General features: G+C 42.6%; 16 protein-coding genes and 1 tRNA gene. 8 read left to right on the forward strand and 9 right to left on the reverse strand.

The genetic code is table 11. From position 1 onward, the window contains the following. Positions 1-91: 91 nt before the first annotated feature. Positions 92-505, reverse strand: coding sequence for a hypothetical protein (locus tag COT72_00085; GenBank protein ID PIO00619.1), 414 nt, complete (start codon positions 503-505; stop codon positions 92-94). Between the two features lie 35 nt (positions 506-540). Between COT72_00085 and COT72_00090 the strand changes: the two genes are divergently transcribed. Beyond that, on the forward strand, positions 541-957 hold the full coding sequence (locus COT72_00090) for a hypothetical protein (GenBank protein ID PIO00620.1): 417 nt from the start codon (positions 541-543) through the stop codon (positions 955-957). A gap of 98 nt (positions 958-1,055) precedes the next feature. Here the strand turns inward: COT72_00090 and COT72_00095 are convergent, their stop codons facing one another. From COT72_00095 to COT72_00120, 6 genes are all read right to left on the reverse strand, one after another. After that, on the reverse strand, positions 1,056-1,526 hold the full coding sequence (locus tag COT72_00095) for a hypothetical protein (protein ID PIO00621.1): 471 nt from the start codon (positions 1,524-1,526) through the stop codon (positions 1,056-1,058). Then, positions 1,523-2,455, reverse strand: coding sequence for a tRNA methyltransferase (locus tag COT72_00100; protein PIO00622.1), 933 nt, complete (start codon positions 2,453-2,455; stop codon positions 1,523-1,525). The genes COT72_00095 and COT72_00100 overlap by 4 nt, the downstream gene beginning before the upstream one ends. 30 nt (positions 2,456-2,485) lie before the next feature. Beyond that, positions 2,486-3,256 carry a septum site-determining protein MinD gene (locus tag COT72_00105; GenBank protein PIO00623.1) on the reverse strand — a complete coding sequence of 257 codons (771 nt, stop codon included), beginning with the start codon at positions 3,254-3,256 and terminating at the stop codon, positions 2,486-2,488. A 48-nt stretch (positions 3,257-3,304) separates the two neighbouring features. Further along, entirely contained in the window at positions 3,305-3,970 is a 666-nt protein-coding gene (locus COT72_00110) for a hypothetical protein (protein ID PIO00624.1), read from the reverse strand. 193 nt (positions 3,971-4,163) lie between these two features. After that, positions 4,164-4,236: transfer RNA gene (locus COT72_00115), tRNA-Val, on the reverse strand. 32 nt (positions 4,237-4,268) lie between these two features. Further along, on the reverse strand, positions 4,269-4,952 hold the full coding sequence (locus COT72_00120; GenBank protein ID PIO00625.1) for a hypothetical protein: 684 nt from the start codon (positions 4,950-4,952) through the stop codon (positions 4,269-4,271). A gap of 173 nt (positions 4,953-5,125) precedes the next feature. Here COT72_00120 and COT72_00125 point away from each other — a divergent pair, with 173 nt between their 5' ends. Together COT72_00125 and COT72_00130 are read left to right on the forward strand one after the other, a co-directional pair. Continuing rightward, entirely contained in the window at positions 5,126-5,788 is a 663-nt protein-coding gene (locus COT72_00125; GenBank protein ID PIO00626.1) for a hypothetical protein, read from the forward strand. A gap of 56 nt (positions 5,789-5,844) precedes the next feature. Next, the gene (locus tag COT72_00130) at positions 5,845-6,138 is read left to right on the forward strand and encodes an NrdH-redoxin (GenBank protein PIO00627.1); all 294 of its coding nucleotides are present in this window, start codon (positions 5,845-5,847) and stop codon (positions 6,136-6,138) included. Here COT72_00130 and trxB read toward each other — a convergent pair. Both trxB and COT72_00140 read right to left on the reverse strand, forming a co-directional pair. Next, positions 6,135-7,049 (reverse strand): thioredoxin-disulfide reductase, encoded by a 915-nt coding sequence (trxB, locus tag COT72_00135; GenBank protein PIO00628.1) that lies wholly within the window; start codon positions 7,047-7,049, stop codon positions 6,135-6,137. The genes COT72_00130 and trxB overlap by 4 nt on opposite strands. An 84-nt stretch (positions 7,050-7,133) precedes the next feature. After that, positions 7,134-8,843, reverse strand: a complete 1,710-nt coding sequence (locus COT72_00140; GenBank protein PIO00629.1) for a hypothetical protein — start codon at positions 8,841-8,843, stop codon at positions 7,134-7,136. Between the two features lie 116 nt (positions 8,844-8,959). Between COT72_00140 and COT72_00145 the strand changes: the two genes are divergently transcribed. Genes COT72_00145 through COT72_00165 form a run of 5 tightly spaced genes read left to right on the forward strand, consistent with a single transcriptional unit; the run spans position 8,960 to position 12,774 of the window. Further along, a complete protein-coding gene (locus COT72_00145) occupies positions 8,960-9,706 on the forward strand; it encodes a hypothetical protein (GenBank protein ID PIO00630.1) in 747 nt (248 codons plus the stop codon). An 18-nt stretch (positions 9,707-9,724) separates the two neighbouring features. Then, a complete protein-coding gene (locus COT72_00150) occupies positions 9,725-9,976 on the forward strand; it encodes a hypothetical protein (GenBank protein ID PIO00631.1) in 252 nt (83 codons plus the stop codon). A 49-nt stretch (positions 9,977-10,025) separates the two neighbouring features. After that, the gene (locus COT72_00155) at positions 10,026-11,177 is read left to right on the forward strand and encodes a hypothetical protein (protein PIO00632.1); all 1,152 of its coding nucleotides are present in this window, start codon (positions 10,026-10,028) and stop codon (positions 11,175-11,177) included. Positions 11,178-11,182: 5 nt separating this feature from the next. Further along, positions 11,183-12,175, forward strand: a complete 993-nt coding sequence (locus tag COT72_00160; GenBank protein ID PIO00633.1) for a hypothetical protein — start codon at positions 11,183-11,185, stop codon at positions 12,173-12,175. Continuing rightward, positions 12,172-12,774 (forward strand): hypothetical protein, encoded by a 603-nt coding sequence (locus tag COT72_00165; GenBank protein ID PIO00634.1) that lies wholly within the window; start codon positions 12,172-12,174, stop codon positions 12,772-12,774. The genes COT72_00160 and COT72_00165 overlap by 4 nt, the downstream gene beginning before the upstream one ends. Positions 12,775-12,782 lie beyond the last annotated feature (8 nt).

Genomic DNA, 12,782 nt, shown 5'->3' on the forward strand with positions numbered 1-12,782 from the left:
ACTAACGCATACTTTCATGTTTTAAAAAAATTCCTATGCTTCTTTGGCGCAAAAAAAATAGATGATGCAGAAAAAAAATAAGTGGTCACGCTTAGAAGAAGGGTATTGAGCGCGTTTTTACTTTCACGCCTTTTTGTTTTAATTGTTCAAGAACCGGCCTGCTTTCTTTATTAAGGGGGTTTGCAGATATTTCCAGTTCTTTAAGATTTTTTAATTCAAGAATACGCGCATTGAGCGTTTCAATCTTGTTATCCTTGAGTTTGAGTTTTCTCAGGCTTTGCCAGTTGAGTATGCTATCGGGCAATTCACGAATATCATTGTGCGACAAATCAAGCTCGCGCAACTCTTTGAGTTTTGTAAGCGGGGTGATATCAACAAGGTCTCCCCACGTGAGTGTTAGTTTTTCCATGTGCTGAGCTTTTTCAATTCCTGTTGGAATCTCTTGTGAACCCTTTGCTTCATATTTCTTCCATGTTGGATTAATATGTATTTGAGACATTCCCATAGTTTAATGATAGTTGTGCAATTTTTATATACGTTTTGCACCGCAAAGAAGTAAAAGAAAAGCTTAAATACGGTTATTTTGTGTTTTTCCAACCGATACGTATGAAAGAACAACCGTTACAAAACATCATTGACATAACAACATTTGAAGGCTTGCTTAACATTCCCTGGTATCGTCAACACCCCCAATTTATCATGCATGAGCTCTACACGCTACGAGACAGTGTTGCACGTGACCTGTCAGTTGTTGTGCAAAATTCACAATCCTTTTCTCAGCTCTGTCAAAAAATCATTCCCTATCTAGAACATCACGCGCTCCCCATAAAATCGCGCTACGCGTATTACTCAAATGGAGGTGCCGTGTCGTTTATGGATGAGCTTATTGAAGACGCGCTTGTGCATCTCAAAGAACAAACCGGAGCGTCAGAACACGTTTTGCGCCGCCCGTTCTAGCGTGTCTAAATAGGTTCCCGCTCAGAATTGGATTCACACATCATGCGTGTGTTCAGTTAGGTTGGTTATTCATCAGTGCGGGACAAAAAAATAATTGGTCAGATAAGATTTTTGATGCGTCGCTCTTTTGGCACGTGATTGAGTATGCCGCCATGAAATGCTTTTCCACACCCAACAATGTCACCCTGATGCGTGAGAATAACATACCCTTCATTTGTGCCAGAATAATCAAGATTCACACCGCGAATCCAGTACTCGAGTTGTTTTTTGTCTAGTTCAATCACGTTTTTAGTCGCGTCTTTGCCAAACATCATTGCGCCCTCAATGCTCAAGCGCAGCGCGCTGCGTTTATCATACTGGCCAAAATAAAGACCAATGGTTTCAACCCGGTAGGGTAGCTCTTTGGTCTGCTCGTATTCAGGCGTGCATATCCAGAGCTTGTGTTTTCCTGTTTGAAGAATTACATCAGATTCAAACGAAATAGTTATGCCAAAACGCTCGTGCAAATCAGTGCTTAACTGTTTTTTTTGGCGTTTGCTAAAAAACGTTATTTCCTGTTTTTCTTTCATTGTTTTATCAGCCTCGCAACAAAAAATCCTTCACTATCATTATCCTGAGGGTATATGCGATGCGCGTGTTTGAGAGTTGTATCAAATGTCTGATTCTCCCAACTGGTTATGCCTTCACGCGTCTTAAATGAGCGAATCTTAAAGGTTTCAATTTCAACAGGCAGGTTTTGAAGCGCCCAATCAACAACAGCTTCGTTCTCTTCTGGTTCAAGCGTGCAGGTGGAGTACACGATAGTGCCTCCCGGTTTGCACGCGTTTACGCCGCCTTCAAGTATTCGTTTTTGTAGATTGCTCAATTTTGTGCCCATATGGGGATTCCATTGCTGGATAATATCCCAATTCTTTCTGATTGCCCCCACTGCTGAGCATGGCGCGTCAACAAGCACGCGGTCGAAAAATTCTGTTTTTTTCATGCGTGTTGCGTCCATTCTAGTGATTACAATATTTTTGCATCCCATACGTTGTGCGTTTGCGCGCAACGCAGAAATGCGTCCAAGGTTTGGTTCGTTTGCGTAAATAACGCCGGTGTTTTCCATCATCTGCGACATTTGCGTGGTTTTACTTCCTGGTGCAGCGCTCGTGTCAAGAATTTTTTCTCCTTTCTGCGGCTCTAAAAAAAGAGGAGGAAGCATGCTTGCACTCTCTTGCACGTAGTAGTAGCCAAGAAAGTGTTCAAGCGTGTTTCCAAGAGCCATATCCCGTTTTTCAATGCGAAGTGCAGGCGCGTAGAATGGCATGTTTTTGACCGTCCACCCACGAGCTTTGAGTCTTGCTTCAACCTCTCCTACCCGTGTTCTAAGCGTGTTTACCCTGATAATGCCTGGCAGCCGCGTGGTTGACACATCAAGAAACATTTTTGTTTCGCTTCCAAGAAGGGTTGTGTATTTTTCGACAAATCCTTTTTTGAACTCAGGGGGTTGTTTTGGCATGTGTTGGGTAGAACAGTGTGGGAAGCGCTTTTATACGTATCGTTTAAGAAAGCGTTTGAGCCGCGAAAAGAATGTTTCTTCAATGTAGACATATTCTTTTCCAACAACGCGCGCGGCAAGTTTTTTGAATTCCATGCTTGTTTTTGCGTTTGGCTCGCTAATCGTGATAGGCGTCTGTTCCATGATGGCGCGCTTGACTTTCTCATCATCAGGAATGATTGCAACAACCGGAAGTTCAGTGAATTCTTCAATATTTTCCTCAGTGAGTTCGTAATTTTTCCCCTGATATTTGTTGATAACAATGCCTAATGGTTTGAGACCACGTTTGAGCGCGAACTTGTGCATTTTAAGTGCTTCAACAATTGCGGGAAGTTCAGGATTGGTGATAATAAGAATTTCATCGCTAATGCTTGCTGCTTTTTCAATGTCTTCGCCAATGCCTGCTGCAGCATCAATAAGAATGATGTCCACAGAGCCAACAAGGTCAAGCACCGCTTCCCCAAGATTTGAGTCAATGCGCGCTTCAACATCGTACATGCTTCCGCCCGTTGGCACGAACTTGATGCCCGCAGGGTGATAGTACACAACGTTGTGAATGCTTGTTTTTCCTTCCAAAACATCAATGAGGGTTTCATCCTTTTTTGTCAAGCCAAAGTGGTGACCAATTTGTCCTGTGCGAAGGTCTGCATCAATAACAAGCACATCGTTTCCCAGTTTGGTAAGCGCAACTGCAAGGTTTGCTGAAACCGTTGTTTTTCCAACCCCACCTTTTCCTGAGGCTATAAGAATGACGCGTGTCATACTTGATTACTCCCTGTTTTTGATTTTAAACGTTTAGGTTTTAGCGCCCTACTTGATTTTTCGCGCAGGAACCCCGCCCCAAACACTTTTTTTGGGAATAGTTCTACTTTTTGGTACAAGACTTCCTGTTGCAATAATTGCACTGTCACCAATAACAACACCAGGCATAATAATGCTTTTTGCACCAATAAGCGCGTTTCTTCCGATACGAACTGTTTTGAAAAGCGTGTGGTCTTTTTCAGTGACGTGACCGGTAATGAGGGTGTATGCGCCAAATTGCGTACCTTCACCTACTTCCAAAAGGTTTGGCTCAAGTATGGTTGTTCCAATTGAGAAAACAACCCCCTTGCCAATTTTTGCTCCGCACAACCTGAGAAAGGGGATAATAATTTGGCCAAAAGGAATAAGGGGTATGAAATAGCCGGTTGAAACAAGATTGGTTGAAAGCAGGTGCTGGCGCGTAAGGCTTGGTCTTAGAATGCGCAGGATAAGCGCGCTAGTGAACGCTTGAATGTAGATAAAAACAAGCACGAACATAATGATGGAGAGCACGGCTTTTGCAAGGGTAAGCACAGGGTGCACGCGCAGGCTTACAATAGGTGCGATTACACTGCTTGCAAGCAGAATCTGTGTGATAATAATGAGAAAAAAAAGAATCAGCGTGCGCCCCGGCACGGTGAGTTTTGTTGAATCACGCAAGGCAGTCATGAACATGTTCTATTGCACACACTCATAAAAAGGTGATGGTACCTTTCTTTGTCCTGTTTTTGCATCACCAAAAAAAAAACAGTCATGGGCTCGCCAGGAGTTCACTGCATCTTCTTTAAAAAAAGAGGACCGCAAAAATCTTCGATTTTTTGGTTCCCAAAAATATTCATTTTTGTGGAATGCACTAAGAAATGAACAGTGGGCTCGGCAGGAGTCGAACCTGCGATATCCGCCTTGTAAGGGCGGCGTCATAACCGCTAGACCACGAGCCCGTGCAGCAGGGTTTTAAAATGATAATCACATTTTAAACATTTTCTTTTGCGCGCGCAAAAAGATTTTCACGCCGTTTCGGGTTTACACGCCACTGCGCGCCAAACACGTCTTTTTTGTTTTTTGTTTGAAGCACCCACTTTTGTTGCAAAAGTGTTTTACACGATTCAAAAACGCGTTCAGGCGTGCTTTCAACAATGTCTGCAACGTCTTGGGTTGTGAGCGTGTAGGGATGTGCATCAACAAGGGTGAGCAATACATCAACACTCACGGGGTCCAAGTATTCGCTGAGAATCTCGTGATACGAGTGCGCGTGTTCAAGCACGTCTTCATAATCTTCTTTAATGCGCGCCAGTTTTTCAACGATTTCGCGATGCGTTTGCTCAGTGCCTGCAAGATGTTTATTTTCTCGTGTAAGCTCATAAAGACGCGTGTTCATCTCTTTTTGCCGCTCAATAAGCGTGGCAACACGTTCTTGAAGCAGGTCACACTCCCCTCTTGCCTCAAAGAGAAGTTGTGTGTGCTCTTTTTTTGGAATCATACTAAACTTGAGAAGTGAGCGTTGTTTTTCAAGGTCTTGGATTTGTTTTTCATAACGCGCGTTTCTCAATTTTTCAAGGATACGAGAAAGACCATGCAAACTAATGCCCAGTGAGGCGCCAAGCGTAAGAACACTTCCTCCTAATAAGAGTGCATTTGTCCACATAACTGCAACCATACTGGCTCTCACTATCAGTCTAGGACTTTTTAAGCTTTGTTATCTCTGTTTTTTGGGGAATAAATTAAATAGATACCCTTCTCATATACTGTTATGCGGTGTTTTTCCTATGGGTAAGGTCGACGCGTATGCGCATCGGAGTCCGATATCCTATTTAGTCATGACTAAACATAGTGAGCTCATCTTTTTTTGTGCTACTCAAAACAACAAAAAACAGACTTCTTTTCTTCACTCTTTTTTCTATCCTGCTTATATGCATAACGCACCGCACGCACGGTATGTATCCTATGACAAAAAATAGTTTGTATTCAAAACTTGCATCTCTTGGGAAAACTGACATTTGTAGTGTTACGGTTAGCCCAAAAGCGTATAGTGGTTCTCTTAAGAAACTGCTTAAGGTCACGCTCATAAAAAAGGACCATGCCGCGGTGTACATATCACTTAACAAACCCTGTTCGTCAATTATGTCGCTTCGCGAGTCGCTTAAGATTAGCGAAGAAAGATTGCACGTGCTTGACGCCACAGGCGGGATGGTGCCAAAAAAGAAGCCGAATCGGTGCTCATTTACTAGTAGCGGGGTTCGCTCTCTTACTGAGCTTTCTATTGCCATAACAAAAGCAATCAACAGTGGAAAGTATTCAGTAGTCATTCTCGATTCTGTTTCAACCCTGCGCGTATATCACTCGCCGGAGGTTATTGAAAAATTCATTCATTTTCTGGTAACCAAACTCCGCCAGTTAGCGCTTGGCGGTGTTTTGATTGCGGTAACTGATTCGCAAACAAAAGACATGATTCCCGTTATTTCCCAATTTTGTGATGTTTCAATTGAATTGTAAAACAGTTTTTGCTTCTGAAATGTTTATAAGGTTCTTTTTCGTGGAAAAGAACTAGTATGAGCACTTCATCTGGCGCGCTCAAAAAACCGCAGAAAACAAAAACGAATCCGCGCGTTACCGTTTACACCACACCCTCGTGCAAGTACTGCAAAGCAGTAAAGCAATTCTTACACGAAGAAGGAATCGCGTTTAGCGAAGTTGATGTGCAAGCAAATCCAAAACGCTTTGAAGACGTGTTCTTGCTTACTGGTCAAATTGGGGTTCCGCAAACAAAGATTGAAGATGATGTGGTTGTTGGCTTTGATAAAAAACGGCTTATTGACGTGCTTAAAGCACACGACATTCTTTAATTTCTTGCAAGGTAGCGCTCAGCAAGCATGGCTGCTTTGCATCCGCTTCCTGCAGCAGTAATTGCTTGTCTAAACACCGGGTCTTGCACGTCGCCTGCAGCAAACAATCCATCAACGACTGTTTTTGCGTCTTGCTCTGTTTGTATGTATCCCTGCTCGTTGAGATTAAGAAGGTCTTTTACAAGCACGGTGTTTGGAATGTGACCAATAGCAATGAAGACTCCATCAACTGCATGCTCTTTTTCCTCACCAGTTTGTATGTTTCGAACAATTGCAGTGCCCAATTTTTTGCCATCCCCTTTAAACGTGACAATTTGTGAATCATAGATGATATGAATGTTTTTGTTGTTTTTCACGCGCTCCTGCATAATGGTTGATGCACGAAACTCTTTTCTTCGGTGAATGATTGTCACGTTGTCAGTGAGTTTTGACAAGAACAATGCTTCTTCCATCGCGCTGTCACCTCCCCCTACAACAAAGACTTTTTTGCCGCGATAAAAGAATCCATCGCACGTAGCGCATGTGGTTACCCCTCTTCCTAAGTATTCTTTTTCTCCAGGGATGTTGAGCGTTCGTGCGCTCGCGCCTGTTGCGATAATAACGCTTTTTGCTTTGTACACGCTTTCTTGACCTTTGAGTTCAAACACGTTTGCTTCTTTTTTCATGCGTGTTATCTTGTCGGTTACAAAACGTGTTCCAAAGCGCTCTGCCTGTTTTTTCATGCGCTCAATAAATTCAGGTCCTGTTTGTGCTTCGGGAAATCCTGGAAAGTTTTCAAGCTCGCTTGTAAGCGTAAGTTGTCCGCCTTCTTCGTATCCGGTGATGATAAGCGGTCTGAGCGCGGCGCGTGCTGCATAAATTGCTGCAGTAAGACCTGCAACGCCAGAGCCGATAATAATAAGCTGTTCCATATACGTATTCAAAACAGTGCGTTGTTTTTTATGTTTTGCCTATGTGTGCACGTTGTTTAAAAGCAAATCTTCCCAACACGCGCATTACACGAGTTTTCTTCCAAGCGGGGTAATGGTGATTGTTTTTGTCCTGCCAAGGGGCTGAACCTTGATAAGGCCTTTTTGTTCAAGCGCGCGTATTTTTGTGCGGGTTGTGGGCTTTGTTATCTTAAATGCGCGTGTTATCTCATTGTAGGTTACGCTTTTGTTTCGCGTATTTTGTGCATTAATATATTCAAGGATAGCAAGTTCATCTGCTTTGAGTTTGATTTTTTCACTCGCATGGCCATACACGCTTTTTGTTTCTGCTTCAAGGGATTTGCGTTCCTCTTGATGCAGGGAGTCGGGATTCACTGAAAGAATGATAATCGCATCGCGAGCAGTAAGTACATCATTTAAGGTGTAGACCATTTTGAGAACATCAGTAAATGAGTTGTGCGCGATAAGGTATTCAAGCCGTTCTATGAAAATAACGCTTTTCTCACTTTTTTTGATAAACTCGTGTATAAGCTGTTTGAGTTCGTCAAGGGTTGAGACGCGGTTTTCAACCTGTTGGTCTGAGGTAAGCCATACCAGTGGTGTTTTTTTCAAGCCATATTTTTTTTGGATTGTGTTTGGATTTGTGCGCACAATGCCAAGACCTGCGTATCCCTTGTTGAGCATGCTAATAAAGAGTTCAAACGCCTCATGTTGTGTTTCCTCTTCTACAAGATACACCCCTTTTTTTTGAATAGTTATCTTACTGTTTGAGAACGTTTTGCGTTCCTTTTCAATAGTAATTCCCATTGTGCTCAGCAAGTCCTTTGCCTGTGCGAGCGTGTGCTCGGATGTTTTTCCTGAACGGTAAACATAAACAATAAGCGCACCCAAAACGCCTGCAAACAAAACAACAATACCAAGGCTAAGGGTGTGTTGTGTTCTGATTGCTTCAAAATTTCCTGAAAGCGCTCTCTGCGGGGTAATAAAAAATATCAAAAATGTTTCATTGCCAATGATGAATCCTGAACGCGTTATGATGCTCTCACCATATGTTTGCAAAACCGTTTGCTCAAGCGTGCTCGCACTTACATTTTTTAAGCTCGTGTTGAGTGTTGAAAAGATGGATGCATTAGTTCTCTTACTTGCAATAAATGCGTAACTTTCTTGCGTGTCAAGAAGGGGGTGCGCATACCGGTAGTACAAATCCCCCAGCTCAATTATAGTAAATATAATGCCCTTAAACTCGCCTAACACATTTGGGTAGGGTATGTATGTTGTAGTTTTAAACAGAGGTGTTGATACAATGACTTGTGAACGGTCATGATTCTGAACCGGGCTGCTAATGTATGGTTGAGTGGTTTGGTTTGGAATAGAAAAATAATCTGTATTCTTCACGTTCAATCCAACATAACTTGAAAATCGCGGGCTTGAACACTCTGTCACGTCCCCCTGCGCGTTTGTTCGAAGCAGTGTGTTGAGCACGCCTTCAATATTTTCATGTATGATGCTTAAATCTCCACTACACTCGTTGATGTTAAGGTCAATAATAGTTGGAAACGTGCTAAGTGAGACGAGTTCATTTCTGACTTGGAGAATATGCTCTGCAATTTTGCTTGCCGCAAAATCTGTTTTGATTTGTTGATTGTGATTCCATTCATCTGAAACGGTGTTTTCAAACTCGTATAAAGACCACATGTTCATTATAATAACTGCGCCAAGCAGGAGTGCTGAAACAAACAGCAATATGAATATGGTATTTCGTTGAATAAGGTTCATACGTACACGGTCTAAACTCCTGCCCTTTTTATATATTTTCACAATTTTTTCACAATTATTTCAATGTGTTTAAATATGCTTCATGCAAGAAACTGTTCTATGCGTAAGGTGAATGTATGAATACCATTATACCCGATGATAGTTTTGTTAAATCAATACATGGTCATAAAAAGAAAAAAGGGGAGCAACTGTTTACTCCTCTTGTGCTCGTAATGCTGGGCGTTTCTGCGTTGCTTATTGGTTTTAACGTACTCCAGCTTCAGTCTGTTACTGGTATGGCAACTGCTTCTGTGGGCGGGGCGTACTCTGCGGAACTTTCATCTCTTGATATTAATACACTCAAGTCAACTGGGCACACGGTTGCTGCAGTTTTTCCCATTCAGGAGTTTAAAACCCAAGAAGACGTGATGAGATATATGTTTCCAACAGGAACACCCTCATATGGTGCTGCGCTTAGTGTGAGTTTTGACGACCCTATAACGTCGCTTTCAACGCTTGCACGAATGTATGAGGGTCTTAAAAGTGAAGTTAAAACAAATAATCCTGATGGCTGGCAGCGTTTTATCAGTCTTGCCACAAAACCGGTTGGCATATCTTGTGAGTATTGCTGTGGTGTTGGCCCAATTGGCGTTGACTCCCAGGGCAACTCACGTTGCGGATGCCAGCACAATCCTGCAATGCTCAGTCTTGCATTGTACCTCTCAGCATACACTGATATGCCTGACGGGCAAATATTACAAGAAGCAATGAAATGGAAGACGCTTTTCTTCCCAAAAAACATGATAGAACTTGGCTTGAGTCTTGCAGGAGGAGATACTTCCGGCTTGCAGGAAAACTTGCCAGGCATGGTTGGAGGCTGTTAGTACAGTAATGGTGATAACATGAAAGAAACAACAATTAAACTGGACCAAAAAACGCTTTTGTACGTGGTTCTTGGCGTGCTTATCCTTGGCGCCGCGTTTCAAGCGTACCAGATTACCCTGATGAAAAATGAGATTGCATCAGCAGGTCTCTCACTTGGCTCGTCCTCTTCAAGAACAAGTGTTGCCACGCAATCAGGAGATTCATCTGGCCAAACTCAGTCCTTACCGGACAGTATTAGTGACTTGCCACAAATGGTTGGAGGATGCTAAGAACCAGTGGTGTTGCATCTTTCAAACCATTATTTTATGAGGGAGAACTATGAAGAAAAGATTAAGAAAATTCAAAATTGTCACAACACCCCAAACAAAATATGTTGCGCTTATTGGTGTTGTTGTCTTTGCTATTTTTGCATTTAGCGCGTTTCAATCAATGACGCTTGGCAGTATTGTTCATGATGCGGTGCTCAGCGCAAAAGAAGAGGCACGGCCCGCAGAAATCGCGCTTTTAACCATTACTACAAATAATTGTCCTGAATGTTTTAACATTCAAAGTGTTGTTGAGAAAATCAAGAATTCAGGCGTTAATGTAACACAAGAAGGCACGCTTGATTTTTCATCAGATGAAGCAAAACAAATCATAGCCCAGTTTGGCATAACAAGTGTGCCGACGGTTATTGTATCAGGTGAGCTTAACCGGTCATCATCACTTGAGCGTGTTGTCACGCCAATCGCACACCTTTCTGGTGGTGCGCTTGTTGTTGACACGATTGAGCCGCCATTTCTTGATGCGCAAACCGGAGCAGTTCAGGGCAATGTGAGTGCGTTTGCTATTATTGAACCAAGCTGTGAGTCATGTATTTCACTTGACCCGCTGGTAAGCCAGATAGAATCACTGGGCATTGCTCTTATTGAGAACAAAACGCTTCTTGCACAAAGCGCGCAGGCAAAATCGTTTATCAGCGCGTATAACATAAGCGCGTTGCCGTCGCTGGTGTTAATCGGTGACATGAATAAATACACTGATTTTGCAAGTGTATGGGCGCAAATTGGAACGGTTGCATTAGATGGCACGTACGTGCTTCGAACAAAAACCCCGCCGTACTTTGATATTGTGCAAAGCAGGGCGCGCGGAAACGTGGGCGTGCTTTTTATTGAAGCGGACACGTGTGAAACGTGCTATTCAGCACAAGTATTTCACACGCCAATCCTCCAAAATTTTGCCCTTCCTTTGAGCAATGTCACGTCACTTAACGCATCAAGTGAAGAAGCGCAAGTCATAATTGAGGAGTACCGCATTGAAAAGTTGCCTGCTCTTATCATGTTTGACGACCTTGCAGCATACCCTTCTTTGGTGAATGCATGGGCGCCTGTCGGCACTGTTGAGAGTGATGGTACGTACGTGTTTAGAAGTGTTGAATTTGCAGGTCAACCGTACTTGAATGTAACAAGCAACACCGTTGTATCTGGTTGAAAACAATGAAACGAGCAAACGCGTTCAAACTTATGGGGGTGGCATTACTCCTCCCCCTTTTGTTTTCTTTTGTGTTTGCTCAAACAACTGATGAACCTATTGGATTGCAAAAGATTCGCGAATACAACAACCAGTATTTGCTTGATTTTAGCGTAACCATATCTTTTTTTATCGCGTTTGTTGCAGGCATTCTTGCTATACTCTCCCCGTGCATTTTACCTATCCTGCCTGCTTACTTTTCAATAACTTTTAAGGAAAAAAAGAACATCACTTTGATGACGCTGGTGTTCTTTCTTGGGTTTTCTCTTGTGTTTGTTGCTATGGGTGTTGTTGCCGGCTTTATTGGAGAGCAAACAATTCTTGCAATTCAAAGCCCTGTTGTAGTCACTATTGGCGGGTTGTTTCTTATTTTTATGGGTTTTATTACTCTCTCAGGCAGAGGTTTTGGCTCTTTTATTAGAATCCAGAAGCGATTTTCAAATGATATTCCCGGCGTCTTTTTATCCGGTTCAGCTTTTGCATTAGGGTGGACTGCGTGTCTTGGTCCGATTCTTGCAGCAATTCTTGGTCTTGGCGCTCTTTTGCATAATATTCTCTTTTCAGCGTTGCTGATGTTTTTCTATGCACTTGGAAATCTCGCGCCGCTTTTTATTATTTCAATGTTTTATGACCGCTTAAACTTGTCACAATCGCGCTTTTTGCAGGGGAGAACCTTTAATTTTGAAATAGGAGCGCGGCTTATTAAAATTCATTCAACAAACCTGATTGCAGGCATTATTTTTGTTCTTCTTGGTGCGATAATAATTGTATTTCAGGGAACAGGTGTGTTTAACACATGGGACTTTCTTGGAACAAAACAATACTTTTACTCACTTCAAGATTGGCTTATTGCGTGGGCTCCTGCAAACGTAGTGAGTTTTGTGCTCTTTGCCATTTTTATGTTAGTGCTCGCCCTCTTTTTTATGTTTCGGGCAAAACATAGGGGGGTAAGGAAATGACAAACACGTTTGAGTGCTCTGTTTGTTCAAAACAGTTTAGCTCACAGCAGGGTCTTGAAATGCACACGAGTGCAAAACACGCACAAAAAAGCACGAAACGTATCTCTTTGCCGAGTATTACTATTAAAGCATCACATGTTGGCCTGCTTGGCGCGCTTGTTATTGTTTCACTCGCACTTGTGGTTGGTGTTTCATCACTTGCCTCGCACGCGTACGTGTGCGAATCTGACCCGGTTGAATTGATGAATATTAGAGAGCATTTGGAGTTAGTAAGCCACATCCATCCTACTCTGCGCATTTCAATTCTGGGAAAAGCGTATGCAATTCCTGCAAATATAGGTATTGCATCAAACTGGATGAGTCCAATACATACGCATGAGGGTACGGGCAAGCTCCATGTTGAAGCGCCATGTTCAAGAGATTTTTACCTTTCCGACTTTTTTGTAATTTGGAATAAAACATTTAACCAGAGTTGCATTTTTGAATTTTGCATGAACCAAACGCATCAGTTGCGCGTAACACGAAACGGGTTTGATGTTATAGACCCTGAGAATCTTGTGTTACGCGACCGTGATGACATTGCTATAGTCTATGAGTGATATACTAT

The organism is archaeon CG10_big_fil_rev_8_21_14_0_10_43_11 (assembly GCA_002763265.1).
Lineage (GTDB): Archaea > Nanobdellota > Nanobdellia > PEZQ01 > PEZQ01 > PEZQ01.